The sequence below is a fragment of the Burkholderia sp. SRS-W-2-2016 genome (genome assembly GCF_001931485.1).
Taxonomy (GTDB): Bacteria; Pseudomonadota; Gammaproteobacteria; order Burkholderiales; family Burkholderiaceae; genus Paraburkholderia.
In genome coordinates this window covers 128631-147364 of sequence record NZ_MSDV01000046.1, presented here as the reverse complement: position 1 = coordinate 147364, position 18734 = coordinate 128631, and the positions used below count along the sequence as shown (strand labels likewise).

Here is an 18734-nt window from a genome sequence, read left to right as displayed (position 1 = left end):
CGTGGCGTGTCATGCGACGTAGCGCGCGACACTGACGAATTGGCACAGACTGCCCGCCAGTACGAACAGGTGCCAGATACCGTGTCCATGGCGGATGCGCTCGTCGTTGATGAAGAAATAGATGCCGGCGCTATAAATGACGCCGCCGGCCACCAGCCACGCGGTACCCGCCGCCGGTAACGCATGCAGCAGCGGGCGGACGGCTACGAGCGCGAGCCATCCCATCAGCACATACAGCACCATCGAAACGCTGCGGGTGCGGCGCCCCAGCGTCAGTTCCTGCACGATGCCGAGGGCGGCAAGCCCCCAGCTTACGCCAAACAGCGACCAGCCCCACGGTCCACGCAACGTGACCAGCGTGAACGGCGTATAGCTGCCGGCGATCAGCAGGTAGATCGCCGAATGGTCGCATTTCTGCAAAATCGCCTTCAGACGCGGATGGCTCACGCTGTGATAAAGCGTCGAGATCGCGTACAGCACGAACAGCATCGCTCCGTACACGCTGAAGCTGACCACCTTGTACGCGTCGCCGGCGAGGGCTCCCATCGTCACGAGCGTCGCCAGCCCCACCACCGACAGCACGGCGCCGACCAGATGGGTAATGCTGTTGAAACGCTCGCCGACGGGCACGGCTCTATCCTCCTGCGCGGTCCCGAGAGGGCGACCATTCACACCAATGGGCCCACATGATACCGGTCCTGAAAAAACGAAGGGCGCGGCCGCGAAATTCGCTGGCCGCGCCCGGGGTGCATCAGACGCTGCTTAGTCGAGCGGCGCCGAACGCAGGTTGGCCACTTGCTGCGGCGACACGGCGGTGCCGTGGTTGCCCCAGGACATCCGGATGTACGTGACGACCGCCGCGACTTCCTGATTCGACAGCGACTGCGCGAACGGCGGCATGCCGTACGGATGCGGGTTGCCTTCCGTGCTCGGCGGATAACCGCCGTTCAGCACCATGCGGATCGGGTTGACCGCCGACGGCATCTGGATCGACTGGTTGTTCGCCAGCGGCGGGAAGGCCGGCGGCATGCCCAGACCGTTGTCCGCGTGGCACTTCGCGCAGTTGTCAGCGTAGATCTTCTGACCCTGCTTCAACAGTTCGCCGCCGAACTGTTCCGAGGTTTCCAGCTGCATCTGCTCCGGTGCTTCGCTCTTCTGCGGGATCGTCTTCAGGTACGTGGCCATCGCCTTGATGTCCTCGTCCGACAGATACTGCAGGCTGTTGTGCACGACTTCGGCCATCGGGCCGAACACCGCGCCGCGGTTCGACACGCCGGTCTTCAGCAGATCGGCGATGTCCTGCAGGTCCCAGTCGCCCAGACCCGCTTCGCGGTTCGACGTCAGCGACGGCGCATACCAGTTCTGCAGCGGGATCAGGCCGCCGGCGAAGGCCGCCGAGTTGACCGGGCCGCCCATCGCGTTGATCGACGTGTGGCACATCCCGCAGTGGCCGAGACCTTCGACCAGATACGCGCCGCGGTTCCACTCGACCGACTTGGTCGGATCCGGCTTGAACTCGCCTTCACGGAAGAACAGCGTGCGCCAGCCGATCAGCATGTTGCGCTGGTTGAACGGGAATTTCAGTTCGTGCGGACGGCTCGGCACGTTGACCGGCGCGACCGAGCGCAGGTACGCGTAGATCGCGTCCGAGTCGGCGCGCGTGACCTTCGTGTAGCTCGTGAACGGGAAGCCCGGATACAGCAGGCTGCCGTCTTTCGAGCGGCCGGTGTGCATCGCGCGATAGAAGTCGTCCTGGGTCCACTTGCCGATGCCGTACTGGTCGTCCGGCGTGATGTTCGGCGTGAACATCGTGCCGAACGGCGTGGCCATCGGCAGGCCGCCGGCGAACGGCTTGCCGCCGCGCACCGTGTGGCACGCGATACAGTCGCCGGCGCGGGCGAGATACTCGCCCTTCTTGATCAGTTCGGCGTGGTCGGCGGGTGCGGCCGCGACGGCCATGCCGCTGCTGTGCAGATTGTCGCCGCCCGACCACAGGACGGGAACGAGGGCGGCAGCCGCGGCTACGACGACTGCCGAAAGGGCGAACAGGGACTTACGTTTCATTTGAATGTCTCTCCCGGCGCCTTATTGCGGTTCGCTGCCGCAGGCAAGCGGAGTCTTCAACGAGCGGGCCGGAGCCGGCACGGGGTTTTGCGGAGCCTGCTGGGTGGAAAGCCAGGCCGCGGCGGCGTTCACGTCTTCGTCGGTCAGACGGGTGGCGATCGTGTGCATGCAGTCCGGCGCAATCGCGTGACGCGTGCCCGAGCGCCATGCGCCGAGCTGCGCGCTGATGTAGTCCGCGTGCAGACCGACCAGACCCGGGATTGCCGGTTCCATACCGGTCAGCGCCTTGCCGTGGCAGGCCACGCATGCCGGCACCTGCTTGCTCGCGTCGCCGTGCAGCACGATCTGCTCACCGCGCGCGAGCGTGGCGGCCGACACCGTCGGCTTGGCCGGCGGCGGATACGGCGGACGCTGCTGCGAGAAGAAGGTGGCGATCTTGTGGAGGTAGTCGTCCGAGAGATACGTGACGAGGTAGTTCATCGGCGGGTACTTGCGACGGCCTTCACGGAAGTTCTGCAGCTGGTTGTACAGATAGTCCGCCGGTTTGCCCGCGAGGCGCGGGAAGTAGTCGTTGTCGGTACCTTGCCCATGCGAGCCGTGGCAGGCCGTGCAGCCTTGCACGCGCGCTTCCATTGTGTCGGGGGCCTTCGGTTGAGTCTGCGCTTTCGCAGCGCTGTAGACACCCGCGGAGCCGATCAGCAGAAGGGCAAGCAACGGGCGGAAGAGGCGTCTTGAAGACACGCGTAACTCCATCAGAATCGGGGACCTGACCGAACTTCGAGCGGCTCGGTGTGAAGGACAGCCGTCGCTGCGGCGACGCAGCATTCTATCATCGAAGGGTAATGGTGACTATTTGCCGCATTAGAGACCGTTCCCGCTGTGACCGCCATGCGACAGTATGCCGCGTCGAGTCCGGGCCAGGGTGTGTTGGTGAATCTGTTGCGCGCTTGGCTTGCTTTATCTCGAATTTGATGGCAGAGACGGGTCGTTGCTCGCGCAACGGCTGGAAGCTTTGTTACCGATTCGTTCGAGCCCGGTTGAACCGATCCCCGCGCGCGCTATCGAAGCGTACACTTCCGGGCTCGCCGGCCGCCGCGCGGCCCGGTTCCGGTAGTCCCTCCGTTCGTTCTCATCCGCTATCAGCCTTACATGAAGCTATTCGACTTTTCCTCTTCGGCGCTGCGTGCGTTGATGTCCGGCGCGCTGGCGCTGGTGGTGTCCTCGGGCGCGTTCGCGCATGCGCATCTGATCTCCAGCGAGCCGGCCGCGAACGCCGAGGCCGTCGCTCCGACCGAACTGACGATCCATTTCACCGAGCCGCTCGAACCCGCGTTCAGCAAGATCGTGCTCACCGATGCGAGCGGTAAGCCGGCGACCACGGACGCGTCGACGGTGGACGGCCGCGATCCGAAGACGATGCGGCTCGCGCTGCCGCAGCTGAGCAGCGGCCGCTATGCGGTGCACTGGATCGCGGTGGCCACCGACGGCCATCGAACCCAGGGCGACTTTGCGTTCAACGTCAAATGAGCATCGACGGATTGTGGATCGGGCAGGTCGCGATGGCCGCGCTCATGAATGTCGCATTCGGTTTCGCCGTCGGTTCGGCGCTGCTCGGCGCATGGCTCGCGCCGGACGCGCGGCAAAGCGTGTCGCCGGCGCGGCCCGGCTGGATCCGCGCGCATCGCTCGATGCTCGCGGCCACCGTCGTGCTGGTGCTCGCCGATCTCGGCTGGCTGCTGTACCAGAGCGCGTCGATGAGCGGCGTCGCGCTGCCCGCCGCGTTCAGCGTGATTCCGACCGTGCTCACGCAGACGCATGTCGGCGTCGGCTGGAGCGTCGCGTTCGGCGGCGCGCTGGTGCTGCTCGGCACCGCGCTGTCGAACGGCACCGGCATGCTGCGCAATGCGCTGCTGTGGCTCGCGGTGCTTGCGATCGCCGCCGGCAAGGCGTCGCTCGGTCACGCGGCCGATGCCGGGGTGGCGTCGGCGGCGCTCGGCATGCAGACGCTGCACGTGCTCGCGACCAGCGTGTGGGGCGGTCTCGCGGTGGCCGCCGGCCTCGCGGTGCTGCCGGCGCTCGGCGCCTCGACCGCGCGCGGGATGCTGATTCGCACCGCGACCCAGTTGTCGAACGTGTCGCTCGTCGCGGTCGTGCTGGTGCTGGTCTCCGGTGTGTTCAACGCGGTGCGCGGCTCGGGCGGCTCGCTCGAAGCGATTCAGGTGAGCACCTGGGGTCATGTGCTGACGCTCAAGCTCGTGCTGGTCGCGCTCGCGCTGGTGCTCGGCGGGCTGAACCGGTTCTCGGCGCTGCCGCGCCTGCGCCGCACCGCGTCGACGATGGATGCGCATACCTTCGTCAACGTGCTGTATCTGGAAGCGCTCGTGATGGTCGGAGTGTTCGTCGTCGCGGCGGCGCTGTCGCATAGCGTGCCGGCGTTTGCGGCGCTGGGGTGAGCGGCGCGGGCCGGTTTGCCAACCTTGGCTGCTGACCCGCCGCATAAAAAAGCGCCGCACTGCGAAGCACGTGCGGCGCAATACACACGGTCGCCTGGCGGTGGCCAGCGCATCCGCTACTGCTCGGTTCAGGCGGCGAGAGCGGCGTCGCGCGCCGGGATCAGGGTCTCTTCGGGAAACATCTCCTGCTGCAGTTCGCCGGCATCGCTAAACCACTGACAGATCAACCAGTTGCCCGGCGCGAACAGCACCGGGCCGCTCCATGTCGCGGTCATCGGGCGGCCGCCGGATTTCAGTCGCAGCACGTCGCCGGCGTGAAAGGCGGGTTTCGGGGAGCGGATCGACAGTCGCATCGCGCAGCGGGCCGGGTTACTCGAAGCCGAGCCGGTGGCCGAGAATCGGCGCGCAGAACAGCGCGATAGCGCAGCCCGCCGCCTTGCCTTCGAGTTCGGCGCCGGCCGCGCGCGAGCCGACGATATGCGTGAGCAGGTCGAACACCTGCGGCAGGCAGTACAGCACCGCGGCCGCGATAAAGCACTTGCTGACTAGCGAGATGCTCCAGCCGCGCTCGTACGCGAGCATCGCGCCGATGATGCGCAGCACGCCGAACGCGACCAGCGCGCCGACCGCCGCCTGTTCGCGGATCAGATAGTCGGGAAGGAATTCGCCCATCATGTGCCCCGTTGCATGTGTGTTTTGCATGCATTTGAGCAAGGAGCGGGCCATGCGTATGTCCGATACCGAACAAACGACGCGCAAGCCGCGCTGGGCAAGGCTTGGCGGGAAATGAGCCGGGCTGCGGGGAGGTGCCCGAACGGCTGTTCGAGCCGCCGCGGTCCGGGATGTTACGTTACTGAGACGCCCCACGCGTCACGTTGCCGTAACGCGCGGGCGGGGTGGTTTCAGACGCTGGCGATCACCACTCGGCGACGCTGCCGTCCGCATGACGCCACACCGGATTGCGCCAGCGATGGCCGACCTTCGCCATCTCGCGCACCTTCTCTTCGTTCACTTCGATGCCGAGACCCGGGCCCTGCGGAATCGACACGAAGCCGTCTTCGTATTTGAAGACTTCCGGGTTCTTGATGTAGTCGAGCAGGTCGTTGCCCTGGTTGTAGTGAATCCCCAGGCTCTGTTCCTGGATGAACGCGTTGTAGCTGACCGCGTCGATCTGCAGACAGGTTGCGAGCGCGATCGGGCCGAGCGGGCAGTGCAGCGCGAGCGCGACGTCGTAGGCTTCGGCCATCGACGCGATCTTGCGGCACTCGGTGATGCCGCCCGCGTGCGACGCGTCCGGCTGGATGATGTCGACGTAGCCGCCCGACAGGATGTGCTTGAAGTCCCAGCGCGAATACAGGCGCTCGCCGAGCGCGATCGGCGTATTGGTCTGGTTGACGATGTCGCGCAGCGCTTCCGCGTTTTCCGACAGCACCGGTTCTTCGATGAACAGCAGCTTGTACGGATCGAGTTCCTTCGCGAGCACCTTGGCCATCGGCTTGTGCACGCGGCCGTGGAAGTCCACGCCGATGCCGATGTTCGGTCCGACCGCCTCGCGCACCGCGGCGACGTTGTTGATCACGCCCTGGACCTTGTCGAAGGTGTCGATGATCTGCAGCTCTTCCGAGCCGTTCATCTTGACCGCCTTGAAGCCGCGTTCGACCACCGCCCGCGCGTTGTTGGCGACGTCGCTCGGACGGTCGCCGCCGATCCACGAATAGACCTTGATCCTGTCGCGCACCTGGCCGCCGAGCAGCGCGTGCACCGGCACGCCGTGATGCTTGCCCTTGATGTCCCACAGCGCCTGGTCGACGCCGGCGATCGCGCTCATCGTAATCGGGCCGCCGCGATAGAAGCCCGCGCGGTACATCACCTGCCAGTGGTCCTCGATCAGCAGCGGATCCTTGCCGATCAGATAGTCGGCCAGTTCCTCGACCGCCGCCGCGACCGTATGCGCGCGGCCTTCGACCACCGGCTCCCCCCAACCGACGATCCCCTCGTCGGTCTCGATCTTCAGGAAACACCAGCGCGGCGGGACGATGAAGGTTTCGAGCTTGGTGATTTTCATGGTGTGCGTCTCCTGGGTAGGGCGGAACTGGCGCTTTCGAGGCCGCTCCGGAATCCGTGCGAAGCAGGCGTGCGCGCCTGCGAAAAATTCGGGATTTACATGCTACAACAAAAGGGCTTTAAAGTACTATTAATAGTATTATTTGCCACATAGTGACCAGGGCGGCGGTCGCTGCCCCTTTTGCGAACCCGCCGACACCCCCCATAGCCACCCTTACCCGCCGGAGAGAACCATTCAGCACGATCTGCATGGGCGAGTCGCCCAACTGCTCGCGACCGCGATTCTGCGCGGCGATTACGCGCCGGAATCGATCCTGCCGCGCGAAGCCGAGTTGATGGAGAGCTATGGCGTGAGCCGCACGGTGCTGCGCGAGGCGCTGCGTACGCTGACGTCGAAGGGTTTGATCGAATCGCGGCCGCGCGTCGGCACGCGGGTGCGGCGCAAGTCCGCGTGGAATCTGCTCGATGCCGATCTGCTCGACTGGTACTCGCGGGTCGCCGAGCCGGTCGGCTTCGCGCTGAAGCTGCAGGAAATGCGCGAGATGATCGAGCCGTATGCGGCCAGTCTCGCGGCCGATGCGTACACCGAGGAGACGCTGTGCGCGCTGACGGCCGCGCATGCGTCGATGGTGGCGGCGCGCAATGTCGATGAATGGGTGCGCGCCGATCTGCAGTTTCATCTGAGCGTGCTGAGCGCGTGCAGCAACGAATTGCTGATTCCGCTCGGCGCGCTGATCGAGCGCACGCTGGAGGCGCAATTGAGGCTCAACGCGAAGCGCGCGGATGTGTTCAATGCATCGCTGGCCGAACATACCGCGGTGTTCGACGCGATCAGCGCGCGCGACGCCGACGCCGCGTATGCGGCGATGGCGTCGTTGCTCGGAGTGACGCGCGGGCGGATCGAGGGGTAGCCTGGGCAGCGGCGAACCGGCGCGGCGCGCCGAGTTGACGCGCCCGCGCGCTCAATCCATCGCCGCGTGCGCGACCGACGAATCCGCCGATTTGCGCGACGGCCGGATCAACAGCAGCAGCGGAATCACCAGCAGAGTCGCCAGAAACATCAGCTTGAAGTCGTTCAGATACGCGACCATCGAGGCCTGCTGCGTGATCGACGCATTCAGCGCCGCGAGGTCGTAGGTCGAGCCGCTGGCGAGCATCGGCTGGAACGCCGGATTGAACGGGGTGATGTTTGCCGCGAGGTCCGCGTGCGAGATCTGCGTGTTGCGCGTCATCAGCGTCTGCACGATCGAAATACCGATACTGCTGCCGATATTGCGCATCAGGCTGTACGTCGCGGTGCCGTCCGCGCGCAGTTCGGGCGCGAGCGTCGAGAAGGTCAGCGCGGACAGCGGCACGAACACCAGACCGAGCCCGAAGCCCTGAATCACGCCGGGCCACACGATGTCCGCCGCCGACAGCACGATCGTGTAATGCATCATCTGCCACAGCGAGAACGCCGAAATCAGGAAGCCGGCCAGCAACAGCAGCCGCGCATCGACGCGCTTCAACAGCCGCCCGGCGATCAGCATCGCGACCATCGTGCCGGCGCCGCTCGGCGCGGTGACAAGGCCGGTCGTGGCGACCGGATAGCCCATCAGGTTTTGCAGCATCGGCGGCAGCAGCGCGCGGGTCGCATACATGACCGCGCCGATCACGAAGATGAAGAAGGTGCCGGTCGCGAAGTTCGGGTCTTTCAGCAACTGGTATTTGAAGAACGAATTCTTGCCGATCGTCGCGGTGTGCACGAGGAAGAACGCGAAGCTGATCGCCGCGACGAGCGCCTGAATCACGATCTCGTTCGATGAAAACCAGTCGAGCTGCTCGCCGCGATCGAGCATCGCCTGCAACGCGCCGATCGCGAGACCGAGCGAGATGAAGCCGAACGCGTCGAACTTCACGTCGTGTTTCGGCTCGCGGGTCGGCAGGAAGGTCGCGACGCCGAACAGCGCGAACGCGCCGATCGGCACGTTGATGAAGAACACCCAGCGCCAGTTGTAGCTGTCGGTGAGCCAGCCGCCGAGCGTCGGGCCGAGGATCGGGCCGACCATCACGCCCATCCCCCACACGGCCATCGCCTGGCCTTGCTTCTCGCGCGGATTGATGTCGAGCAGGATCGATTGCGACAGCGGCACCAGCGATGCGCCGAAGATCCCCTGCAGCAGCCGCGACGCGACGATCTGGGTAAGCGTCTCCGATAAACCGCACAACGCCGACGCCACCGTGAAGCCGCCGATCGCGATGATCAGCAGCCGCTTCACGCTGAGCCGGTCCGACAGCCAGCCGGTCAGCGGCGTGGCGATCGCGGCGGCGACGATGTAGGAGGTCAGCACCCAGGTGATTTCGTCCTGCGACGCGGACAGCGTGCCTTGCATGTGCGGCAGCGCGACGTTGGCGATCGTGCTGTCGAGCGTCTGGATCAGCGTCGCGAGCATGATCGAGATCGTGATCATCGGCCGGTTGAGCGGTGTGGCTGCGCTGGCCGGCGTGGAGGCGGAGGACATGAAGGGCGGGGGATCGTCGATATAGTAAGCATGCTTAGTATATCGACGATACGGGTTTCCGCTATCGGGGGTTGTGCGGAGGTTTTAAGGCCGGTGCGGTGGAGTTGAAGGCCGGAGTGCTTCCGCGAAGTGCTTCCGTATAATCCGGCGCATGAAAACCCAATTCGAAGAACGCTTCGGCTTCCTGATTTCCGACGTCGGCCGGCTGTCGGGCAAGCGTTTCGACGATCTCGCGAAGTCGTCGGTCGATCTGACGCGCGCGCAGTGCCGCGTGCTCGCGTACCTCAGCCATTACGGCGACATCAATCAGGCGCGACTCGCGGATCTGCTGGAAGTCGCGCCGATCTCGGCGGGGCGGCTGCTCGACCGGATGGAGGAGGGCGGCTGGATCGAACGGACCGCCAATCCGCAGGACCGGCGCGAACGCCAGGTGCGGATGACGGAGAAGGCGGAGCGTACGCTCGGCAAGGCGCGCAAGGTCGGCGACGAAGTCGCGTTCGAAGCGCTGAGCGGGTTTAGCGATGAAGAGGTCGCGCAGTTGATCGCGATGCTGCAGCGGGTGCGGGGGAATTTGAGCCGGCTGGTGGATCGCTGACGCGGCGCGTTACTTCGATTGCGGGTCGTTACTTCGATTCCGAGGCCGGTGCGGCGCCACCCGGCGGCACCAGTTCGTAACAGGCCGGCGCTTTGGCTTTCGGATCGGGCTGCTGCGGGTCGATGCATTTGAACGCGCTTTGATCGCGCTGCACGAAGATCGTGTCGGCGGGAGCGGCGTTGCCGTGCGCACCGTTGTTCACCACAGCAACGATCTTGTAGCCGTCCTGCAGCAGCGTCGCGAGGGTGGTCGAGGCGGCGCGCCACTGATCGTTGGAGGTGGTCGGGGTTTGGGCCTGAGCGGTGAGGGCGGTCGTGCCGGCAAGCGTGATCGCAGCAGCGGTGGCGGCGAACGCGGCGGTGCGGAACGTCATCAGGGAACCTCCTTGAAGTTACGTTTCTGCGAGCAAAAACAAAAAAGCCGCTGTCCTTGTGAGACAGCGGCTTTTTCTTGATGCTGGTGGCGAATCAGGGACTCGAACCCCGGACCTGCGGATTATGATTCCGTCGCTCTAACCGACTGAGCTAATTCGCCGAAAGAAGCGAGATTATGCTGGTGAAGATGGGGGCTGTCAACCCCCGTCGCACATCTTTTTTAAGACACCTCGGTCAGCCCGCGTTTCAGTCCTGCGCGTAGATGTCCGAGTCCTTGGTCTCCCGCACGAACAGCATGCCGATCACGAAGGTTACCAGCGCGATCACGATCGGATACCACAGCCCCGAGTAGATGTTGCCCTTCGTTGCGACGATCGCGAACGCGGTCGCCGGCAGGAAGCCGCCGAACCAGCCGTTGCCGATGTGATACGGCAGCGACATCGACGTATAGCGGATCCGCGTCGGGAACATCTCGACCAGCATCGCCGCGATCGGACCATAGACCATCGTCACGTAGATCACGAGGATCGTCAGGACCACGATCGTCATCGGCCAGTTGATCTGCGCCGGATCGGCCTTCGGCGGGTAGCCGGCGGCCTTCAGCGTCGCGGCCAGCGTCGCCTCGAACTTCTTGCCCTGCTCCTTCGCATCGGCGGCGCGGCCGTCGAACGTGTTGACCACCGTGTCGCCGACGCGAATCTGCGCCATCGTGCCCGCCGGCGCCGCGACGTTGTCATAGTTCAGGCCGGCACGCGACAGCGCGCCCTTCGCGATATCGCACGAGCTCGTGAACTTCGCGGTGCCCACCGGGTTGAACTGGAACGAGCACTCGGCCGGATCGGCGATCACGACGATCGGCGACTTGGCGGTTGCCGCTTCGAGCGCCGGGTTCGTGTAGTGCGTGAGCGCCTTGAACAGCGGGAAGTAGGTCAGCGCGGCGATCAGCAGGCCGGCCATGATGATCGGCTTGCGGCCGATCCGGTCCGACAGCGAGCCGAAGAACAGGAAGAACGGCGTGCCGATCAGCAGCGCGAGCGCGATCATGATGTTGGAGCTCGCGCCGTCGACCTTCAGCGTCTGCGTCAGGAAGAACAGCGTGTAGAACTGGCCCGTGTACCAGACCACGGCCTGGCCGGCGGTCAGGCCGATCAGCGCGAGAATCACGACCTTCAGGTTCTTCCACTGGCCGAACGCTTCGGACAGCGGCGCCTTCGAGGTCTTGCCCTCGGCCTTGATACGCTCGAACACCGGCGATTCATGCAGTTGCAGACGAATCCACACCGACACCGCCAGCAGCAGGATCGACACGATAAACGGAATGCGCCAGCCCCATGCGCCGAACGCGTCTTCGCCCATCGCCGTGCGCACGCCGAGAATCACCAGCAGCGACAGGAACAGGCCGAGCGTCGCGGTGGTCTGGATCCACGCGGTGTAGAAGCCGCGGCGTCCCGCCGGCGCGTGTTCGGCCACGTAGGTCGCGGCGCCGCCGTACTCGCCGCCGAGCGCGAGGCCCTGCAGCAGCCGCATCGCGATGAAGATCACCGGCGCCGCGATGCCGATCGTCGCATAGCCGGGCAGGAAGCCGACGAGGAACGTCGACAGACCCATGATGACGATCGTGATCAGGAACGTGTACTTGCGCCCGACCATGTCGCCGAGCCGGCCGAACACGATCGCGCCGAACGGCCGGACCGCGAAGCCCGCGGCGAAGCTGAGCAGCGTGAAGATGAAGCCCGCGGTGGGGTTCACGCCGGAGAAGAAGCTTTTGCTGATGAAGGCCGCGAGCGAGCCGGCCAGATAAAAGTCGTACCACTCGAAAACCGTGCCCAGCGACGATGCGAAGATCACCCGCTTCTCATCGCGCGTCATCGGCACGTGCGAGATTTGCCCGCCAACGGTAGCCATATGTCGTCTCCAATATTGATATGCACACGGACGCCGGTCCAGGCGTTCCCGTGCAACCGATTATTGGAGCGGAAACTTACGGCGTTCTGACGCGGTGGCGCGACCCAGGGTAGTTCGCTATGCCGCCGAACCGGTCGACAATTTCTCGAAATTCGCCGCGAACGTGCTGCAACGTGCTTCGAAGCATCTCAAAATTGTCTGTCCTGAATTACTGACAGCCGCCCGGGTTAGGGTAAGTCCCGTCCCCGTTCGAGCTGGTGCAGACTGACGCGCACCAGCGTGCCGGCGAGCCGCGGCGCTTCCTGGTAGACGTTGTCGTCGATCGTCAGCTCGCCGCCGTGCATCGCGGCGATCTCGCGCACGATCGCGAGACCCAGTCCGCTGCCGTCACCTTCGCGGCCGAGAATCCGGTAGAAGCGCTCGACCACCCGCGAGCGCTCCGCAACCGGAATGCCGAGGCCGGTGTCCTCGACTTCGAGATGCACGAGTCGCGCGGGCGCATCGTGCCGCACCCGCACGGTGATGCGGCCGCCCGCGGGCGTGTAGCGGATCGCGTTGTCGATCAGATTCGCGAGCATCTCGCGCAGCATCACCGGATTGCCGTCGACTTCGACCGGCTCGTCGGGCGCTTCGTAGCCGAGGTCCATCTGCTTGGCGAGCGCCGGCTGCACCCACTCGCGCACCGCGTTGCGCGCGAGTTCGCCGAGCTCGACCGGCGTGAAGATATGCCCGGAGCGGCGGTTCTCCGCGCGGGCCAGCGCGAGCAACTGCGTGACGAGCCGCGCCGCGTGTTCCGAACTGGTCGCGATCTGTTCGAGCGAGCGATGCACCTCGGCCGACGCATCCTGCCGCAGCGCCAGCTCGGCCTGGGTGCGCAGGCCGGCGAGCGGAGTTTTCATCTGATGCGCGGCGTCGGCGATAAAGCGCTTCTGCAGCTCCATGTTCTGTTCGAGGCGCGTGAGCAGGTCGTTGAATGAGGTCACCAGCGGCTCGATTTCCGGCGGCGCGCGGCGCGCTTCGAGCGGCGACAGATCGTCCGGGCGGCGCGCGCGGATGTGCGCCTGCAGCGCGTGCAGCGGCTCGAGCCCGCGCGACAGGCCGAACCACACCAGCAGGATCGCGAGCGGCAGGATCACGAACTGCGGCAGGATCACGCCCTTGATGATGTCGTTGGCGAGCGCGCTGCGCTTGTCGAGCGTCTCGGCGACCTGCACCAGCACCGGCTGCGCGCCGGGCGTCTGCGGAAACTCGACGGTCGTATACGCGACGCGGATGTCGTTGCCGCGCAGCACGTCGTCGCGAAATTCGACGATCCCCGCCTGCGGCCGGTCTTCCTCGTGCGGCAGAGGCATGTCGCGCTCGCCGGCGACCAGCTCTCCGCGCGTGCCGAGCACCTGGAAAAACACGCTGTCGACGTTGTCCGCGCGCAGGAAGTCGCGGGTCGACTCGGGCAGCGTCAGCTCGGCGACGCCGTTGACCGGATGGATCTGGCGCGCGAGCACGTAGGCATCGGTTTCGAGCGCGCGGTCGAACGGCCCGTTGGCGATCGATTTGGCGACCAGATAGGTGACCGCGAGGCTCATCGGCCACAGCAACAGCAGCGGCGCGAGCATCCAGTCGAGAATCTCGCCGAACAGCGAGCGGGGGCGCGCCTCGGCGGCGGCTTCGGTTTCGTCGGGTGGGGCGAACGGGTTCGCGTAGCGGGCGTCGCGCGCCTCGTCGAGGTCCGCCGCGTGCGCCGTGGCGCGATCTGCGCGTGCGGACATCGCGGCCCTCTACTTATAGTGGTGGCTCGCCGGCATCGCGGCGGACGCGGGCGGCGTGGCAGGAGGCTCGGCGGCGGGGGAGGCCGGCGCGGCCTTTTCGAGGCAGTAGCCGAGCCCCCGCACGGTGATGATGCGCACGCCGCTCGGCTCGATTTTCTTGCGCAGCCGGTGCACGTACACCTCGATCGCGTTGTTGCTGACTTCCTCGCCCCATTCGCACAGATGGTCGACGAGCTGCTCCTTCGAGACCAGCCGGCCGATTCGTTGCAGCAGTACTTCGAGCAGACCGAGTTCGCGTGCCGACAGATCGATCACCTGCTCGTTCACGTACGCGATCCGGCCGACCTGATCGAACGACAGCGAACCGTGCCGCGTGACGGTCGGGCCGCCGCCCGCGCCGCGCCGGGTTAGCGCCCGCACGCGCGCTTCGAGTTCGTTCAGCGCGAACGGTTTGGCCATGTAGTCGTCGGCGCCGAGGTCGAGACCTTTCACGCGTTCGTCGACGCTGTCGGCGGCGGTCAGGATCAGCACCGGCAGGTTCGAATTGCGCGCGCGCAGACGCCGCAGCACTTCGAGTCCGGACATGCGCGGCAGGCCCAGATCGAGGATCAGCAGGTCGAACGTCTGCATTGACAACGCGGTGTCGGCTTCCACGCCGCTTTTCACGTGATCGACCGCATAGGCCGATTGGCGGAGTGATCGAACCAGACCGTCCGCGAGTATGCTGTCGTCTTCGGCTATCAGAATTCGCATGATGCGCCAGCTGGCTTTGCCGGCACCGTGGGCTTGCCGCGGCGCGCAGCGGTCTCCGAACAATGATTGTGAGTAGTTGGGGCGGCGCGACAGCAAAAATGCGCGTTCGCATGACAATCCCGCTTGCCAAAACTACTGTTTTTTTATACAGTGTCTGCGTTTCGTGTGCTGTTCCTCAGAATCACGCCAAATCTGGCTGAAAACCGGGCGCACACCTGCCTCAGACGCCGTTCATCATAGCAAAGGACGATTCATGGAAGAAAGCAAGAAAGGCTCGGCTGGACTGACTGCTGAAAAGAGCAAGGCACTGGCCGCCGCGCTCGCGCAGATCGAAAAGCAGTTCGGCAAAGGGTCGGTCATGCGGCTCGGCGCAGGTGAGGCAGTCGAAGACATCCAGGTCGTCTCGACTGGTTCGCTCGGCCTCGACATCGCACTGGGCGTCGGCGGTTTGCCGCGTGGCCGTGTGGTCGAAATCTACGGTCCGGAATCGTCCGGTAAAACCACGCTGACGCTGCAGGTCATCGCCGAAATGCAGAAGCTCGGCGGCACCGCGGCGTTCATCGACGCGGAACACGCGCTGGACATCCAGTACGCGGGCAAGCTCGGCGTGAACGTCGCCGACCTGCTGGTCTCGCAGCCGGACACCGGTGAACAGGCGCTCGAAATCGCCGACGCGCTGGTGCGCTCGGGCTCGATCGACATGATCGTGATCGACTCGGTCGCGGCGCTGGTGCCGAAGGCTGAAATCGAAGGCGAAATGGGCGACTCGCTGCCGGGTCTGCAGGCACGTCTGATGTCGCAGGCGCTGCGCAAGCTGACCGGCACGATCAAGCGTACGAACTGCCTCGTGATCTTCATCAACCAGATCCGTATGAAGATCGGCGTGATGTTCGGCAACCCCGAAACCACCACGGGCGGTAACGCGCTGAAGTTCTACGCATCAGTGCGTCTGGACATTCGCCGTATCGGTTCGATCAAGAAGAACGACGAAGTGATCGGCAACGAAACGCGCGTGAAGGTCGTCAAGAACAAGGTGTCGCCGCCTTTCCGCGAAGCGATTTTCGACATCCTGTACGGCGAGGGTATTTCGCGTCAGGGCGAAATCATCGACCTCGGCGTGCAGGCGAAGATCGTCGACAAGGCTGGCGCATGGTACAGCTACAACGGCGAACGGATCGGTCAGGGCAAGGACAACGCGCGTGAATTCCTGCGCGAAAATCCGGAGATCGCGCGTGAAATCGAAAACCGCATCCGCGAATCGCTGGGCGTCACCGCAATGGCGGACGCCGTGAACGGCGCAGACGCTGAAGAAATCGCGGGCGAAGAAGAGTAAGCATCACGTGATACGCAAAGGCCGTCCGTTGTCCGGTTCCGGACGCTATCCGGGCGGCCCGCGCGACCCGGCGGATGAATCACCTCATGACCGGGGTTCATCCGCCGGCGCTCCGCCAGATCACCTCGACTCATTCGACCCGTTCGAATCTTTCGACGCACACGATCGCGCCGCGGGCCGTGGTCCGCAGCGTACGCGGTCGACATCCTCGCGATCGTCTCCCGCATCGGCAAGCGCGGATTTCTCCGAAGCTCCCGCCGAAACCACCTACACCCGTTCGCGCCGCCAACCCGGCGAAGCGAAGCCGGGCCAGTCCGCCGACGAACCGTCGAAATCCCAGCGCCCAACCCGTTCGCTGAAGGGCCGCGCACTTGGCTATCTGTCGCGCCGCGAATACAGCCGCGCGGAACTCGCGCGCAAGCTGAAGCCCTACGTCGAAGAAACCGACTCGCTCGACACGGTGCTCGATTCACTCGAGGCCGAAAACTGGCTATCCGATTCACGCTTCGCGGAAAGCCTCGTCCACCGGCGCGCATCGCGGCTCGGCACCAGCCGCATTCTCGGCGAACTCAAACAACACGCGCTGAACCCGACGCTCGTCGAAGAGGCCACCGCGCAGCTGCGCGAAACCGAACTCACGCGCGCGCATGCGGTGTGGAACAGGAAGTTCGGGCAGCTTCCCCAGACCCCGGCCGAGCGTGCTAAGCAGGCGCGTTTTCTGGCGTCGCGCGGCTTTTCCGGCGCGACGATCGGCAAGATCCTGAAGGGCATCGAAGACCTCTGGGAAGGTGGCTAGCGCAGCGGTTGCGGCAACAGCAGGAGCCGGGCAATTCACACGCCGCGCATCGCCGCACAGTCGTGCGCAATCCGGGGTATCCCAAATACCCGTTATGCTAAAATCCAGAGGTTTTCCAATCCGGTCTTTCCTTCCCGCATGCCGCTCTCCCAGCCAGTGTCCCGTCAGTTGCGCCATCGTCGCGCAATCCGAGCGGAAGCCTTTGAGCGAGCCGATGGCCTGTGGGATGTGGAAGCGTGCCTGACCGACGAAAAGCCGCGTGACGTGGCGCTTGCGTCGGGTGTCCGGCCAAATGGTCAGCCGATCCATGAACTCTGGCTTCGCATCACCATCGATCGAGAGCTCAATGTCGTCGACGCCGAGGCGTCGTCCGACTGGGTTCCCTATCCGGGGTTGTGCCAGACCAGCAATCCCGCCTACCGTGCCCTCATCGGGCTCAATCTGTTCCACAACTTCCGTCGCGATGCTGCCCGTTTGCTGGCCGGCACGGCCGGTTGCACGCATCTCACCGAGTTGTGCGCAATCTTGCCGACCGCCGCGATCCAGGCGTTCGCCGGCGACGTGTGGAACACCGGTGACAGCAAGCCGGGCGCGGACGCGGATTCGGCGGATGCAGCGGCGGACGGCACAGGCGAACATTCCAACGACAAACCGCCATTCCAGTTGGGACGCTGCCATGCGCTGCGTTTCGACGGCGAGGCGGTGAAACAGTTCTATCCGCGCTGGTATGGCCACGCACCGCGTCCGGCGGAACGCGCGGCCTCGTCGGGCGAGACGCCGGTTCGTGAAGAAAGCGGCAGCGCGTCGGCCTGAATGGCGGCGGCGGAATCGAAGTTCAATCCAACTCTCAGACTGAAGGGAATCACGCATGAAGATTCACGAGTACCAGGGTAAGGAAATCCTGCGGAAATTCGGCGTCGCGGTACCGCGCGGCAAGCCGGTCTTCTCGGTGGATGATGCGGTCAAGGCCGCGGAAGAGCTCGGCGGCCCGGTTTGGGTCGTGAAGGCTCAGATCCACGCGGGTGGCCGTGGCAAGGGCGGCGGCGTGAAGGTCGCCAAGTCGCTGGAACAGGTTCGCGAATACTCGAACCAGATCCTCGGCATGCAGCTCGTCACGCACCAGACCGGTCCGGAAGGCCAGAAGGTGAATCGCCTGCTGATCGAAGAAGGCGCTGACATCAAGAAGGAACTGTATGTCGGTCTCGTGATCGATCGCGTGTCGCAGAAGATCGTCGTGATGGCATCGAGCGAAGGCGGTATGGACGTCGAAGAAGTCGCGGAAAAGACGCCTGAGCTGATCCACAAGGTTGCAGTCGATCCGTCGACCGGCCTGAAGGACGCCGAAGCCGACGACCTCGCGAAGAAGATCGGCGTGCCCGACGCTTCGATCCCGCAAGCACGCGCGATCCTGCAAGGCCTGTACAAGGCATTCTGGGAAACCGACGCATCGCTCGCGGAAATCAACCCGCTGATCCTGACCGGCGACGGCAAGGTCATCGCACTCGACGCGAAGTTCAACTTCGACTCGAACGCGCTGTTCCGTCACCCGGAAATCGTCGCTTACCGCGATCTGGACGAAGAAGATCCGGCTGAAGTCGAAGCTTCGAAGTTCGACCTCGCGTACATCTCGCTCGACGGCAACATCGGCTGCCTCGTGAACGGCGCAGGCCTCGCAATGGCAACGATGGACACCATCAAGCTGTTCGGCGGCGAACCGGCGAACTTCCTCGACGTCGGCGGTGGCGCGACGACCGAGAAGGTCACCGAAGCGTTCAAGATCATGCTGAAGAACCCGAACCTGACCGCGATTCTGGTCAACATCTTCGGCGGCATCATGCGCTGCGACGTGATCGCGGAAGGCGTGATCGCAGCGTCGAAGGCTGTGTCGCTGAAGGTGCCGCTGGTGGTCCGCATGAAGGGCACGAACGAAGATCTGGGCAAGAAGATGCTCGCCGAATCCGGCCTGCCGATCATCTCGGCGGACAGCATGGAAGAAGCGGCTCAGAAGGTCGTCGCGGCCGCAGCGGGCAAGGCGTAAGCCTAAGCCCCCAGCGCGTTTACCAGCTCATCGGCCAGCTCACTTGCCTGGTCTACGAATGGTGGCGCGCGAGCGACGCGGGCGTGCAACGG

At 64.9% G+C, this 18734-nt stretch carries 19 protein-coding genes and 1 tRNA gene; 8 read left to right on the top strand and 12 right to left on the bottom strand.

Features of this window, described 5'->3' with window-relative positions; genetic code table 11:
* Positions 1-9 precede the first annotated feature (9 nt).
* The 3 genes from BTH42_RS20370 to BTH42_RS20360 form a co-directional block, all read right to left on the bottom strand.
* Positions 10-630 (bottom strand): hemolysin III family protein, encoded by a 621-nt coding sequence (locus BTH42_RS20370; protein ID WP_075302718.1) that lies wholly within the window; start codon positions 628-630, stop codon positions 10-12.
* Positions 631-762: 132 nt separating this feature from the next.
* Positions 763-2064, bottom strand: a complete 1302-nt coding sequence (locus tag BTH42_RS20365; RefSeq protein ID WP_075302716.1) for a cytochrome c — start codon at positions 2062-2064, stop codon at positions 763-765.
* 21 nt (positions 2065-2085) lie between these two features.
* On the bottom strand, positions 2086-2817 hold the full coding sequence (locus tag BTH42_RS20360; RefSeq protein ID WP_075302714.1) for a c-type cytochrome: 732 nt from the start codon (positions 2815-2817) through the stop codon (positions 2086-2088).
* 396 nt (positions 2818-3213) lie between these two features.
* On the opposite strand from BTH42_RS20360, the gene copC reads away from it, so the two are divergent.
* Both copC and BTH42_RS20350 read left to right on the top strand, forming a co-directional pair.
* Entirely contained in the window at positions 3214-3591 is a 378-nt protein-coding gene (copC, locus tag BTH42_RS20355) for a copper homeostasis periplasmic binding protein CopC (protein WP_075302712.1), read from the top strand.
* Positions 3588-4517, top strand: a complete 930-nt coding sequence (locus BTH42_RS20350) for a CopD family protein (protein WP_075302710.1) — start codon at positions 3588-3590, stop codon at positions 4515-4517. The genes copC and BTH42_RS20350 overlap by 4 nt, the downstream gene beginning before the upstream one ends.
* Before the next feature lie 128 nt (positions 4518-4645).
* On the opposite strand, the gene BTH42_RS20345 is transcribed toward BTH42_RS20350, so the two are convergent.
* The 3 genes from BTH42_RS20345 to dgoD form a co-directional block, all read right to left on the bottom strand.
* Entirely contained in the window at positions 4646-4870 is a 225-nt protein-coding gene (locus tag BTH42_RS20345) for a YodC family protein (protein ID WP_083654856.1), read from the bottom strand.
* 16 nt (positions 4871-4886) lie between these two features.
* Positions 4887-5189 carry a hypothetical protein gene (locus BTH42_RS20340; protein WP_075303018.1) on the bottom strand — a complete coding sequence of 101 codons (303 nt, stop codon included), beginning with the start codon at positions 5187-5189 and terminating at the stop codon, positions 4887-4889.
* A 244-nt stretch (positions 5190-5433) separates the two neighbouring features.
* Positions 5434-6582, bottom strand: coding sequence for a galactonate dehydratase (gene dgoD, locus BTH42_RS20335; RefSeq protein WP_075302708.1), 1149 nt, complete (start codon positions 6580-6582; stop codon positions 5434-5436).
* A gap of 232 nt (positions 6583-6814) precedes the next feature.
* Between dgoD and BTH42_RS20330 the strand changes: the two genes are divergently transcribed.
* Positions 6815-7492, top strand: a complete 678-nt coding sequence (locus BTH42_RS20330; protein WP_075303016.1) for a FadR/GntR family transcriptional regulator — start codon at positions 6815-6817, stop codon at positions 7490-7492.
* Positions 7493-7543: 51 nt separating this feature from the next.
* On the opposite strand, the gene BTH42_RS20325 is transcribed toward BTH42_RS20330, so the two are convergent.
* The gene (locus tag BTH42_RS20325) at positions 7544-9082 is read right to left on the bottom strand and encodes a DHA2 family efflux MFS transporter permease subunit (RefSeq protein WP_075302706.1); all 1539 of its coding nucleotides are present in this window, start codon (positions 9080-9082) and stop codon (positions 7544-7546) included.
* Between the two features lie 151 nt (positions 9083-9233).
* Between BTH42_RS20325 and BTH42_RS20320 the strand changes: the two genes are divergently transcribed.
* Complete coding sequence (locus BTH42_RS20320) at positions 9234-9677, top strand: MarR family winged helix-turn-helix transcriptional regulator (RefSeq protein WP_075302704.1); 444 nt, start codon at positions 9234-9236, stop codon at positions 9675-9677.
* A 28-nt stretch (positions 9678-9705) separates the two neighbouring features.
* Here the strand turns inward: BTH42_RS20320 and BTH42_RS20315 are convergent, their stop codons facing one another.
* The 5 genes from BTH42_RS20315 to BTH42_RS20295 form a co-directional block, all read right to left on the bottom strand.
* Positions 9706-10050 (bottom strand): hypothetical protein, encoded by a 345-nt coding sequence (locus tag BTH42_RS20315; protein WP_075302702.1) that lies wholly within the window; start codon positions 10048-10050, stop codon positions 9706-9708.
* A gap of 84 nt (positions 10051-10134) precedes the next feature.
* Positions 10135-10211 (bottom strand) — tRNA-Met (locus BTH42_RS20310).
* A gap of 86 nt (positions 10212-10297) precedes the next feature.
* A complete protein-coding gene (locus BTH42_RS20305; protein WP_075302700.1) occupies positions 10298-11956 on the bottom strand; it encodes an MFS transporter in 1659 nt (552 codons plus the stop codon).
* Between the two features lie 227 nt (positions 11957-12183).
* Complete coding sequence (locus tag BTH42_RS20300; protein WP_075302698.1) at positions 12184-13722, bottom strand: sensor histidine kinase; 1539 nt, start codon at positions 13720-13722, stop codon at positions 12184-12186.
* Positions 13723-13731: 9 nt separating this feature from the next.
* Positions 13732-14475: a response regulator transcription factor gene (locus tag BTH42_RS20295; protein ID WP_075302696.1), complete on the bottom strand. Its 744-nt coding sequence runs from the start codon at positions 14473-14475 to the stop codon at positions 13732-13734.
* Between the two features lie 253 nt (positions 14476-14728).
* Here BTH42_RS20295 and recA point away from each other — a divergent pair, with 253 nt between their 5' ends.
* The 4 genes from recA (at position 14729) to sucC (ending at position 18642) form a co-directional block, all read left to right on the top strand.
* Positions 14729-15808 carry a recombinase RecA gene (recA, locus tag BTH42_RS20290; RefSeq protein WP_075302694.1) on the top strand — a complete coding sequence of 360 codons (1080 nt, stop codon included), beginning with the start codon at positions 14729-14731 and terminating at the stop codon, positions 15806-15808.
* 7 nt (positions 15809-15815) lie between these two features.
* Positions 15816-16604 (top strand): recombination regulator RecX, encoded by a 789-nt coding sequence (recX, locus tag BTH42_RS20285; RefSeq protein ID WP_075302692.1) that lies wholly within the window; start codon positions 15816-15818, stop codon positions 16602-16604.
* A 138-nt stretch (positions 16605-16742) separates the two neighbouring features.
* Complete coding sequence (locus BTH42_RS20280) at positions 16743-17417, top strand: DUF2889 domain-containing protein (RefSeq protein WP_083654855.1); 675 nt, start codon at positions 16743-16745, stop codon at positions 17415-17417.
* Between the two features lie 55 nt (positions 17418-17472).
* On the top strand, positions 17473-18642 hold the full coding sequence (gene sucC / locus BTH42_RS20275; RefSeq protein WP_075302690.1) for an ADP-forming succinate--CoA ligase subunit beta: 1170 nt from the start codon (positions 17473-17475) through the stop codon (positions 18640-18642).
* Positions 18643-18734: the final 92 nt, after the last annotated feature.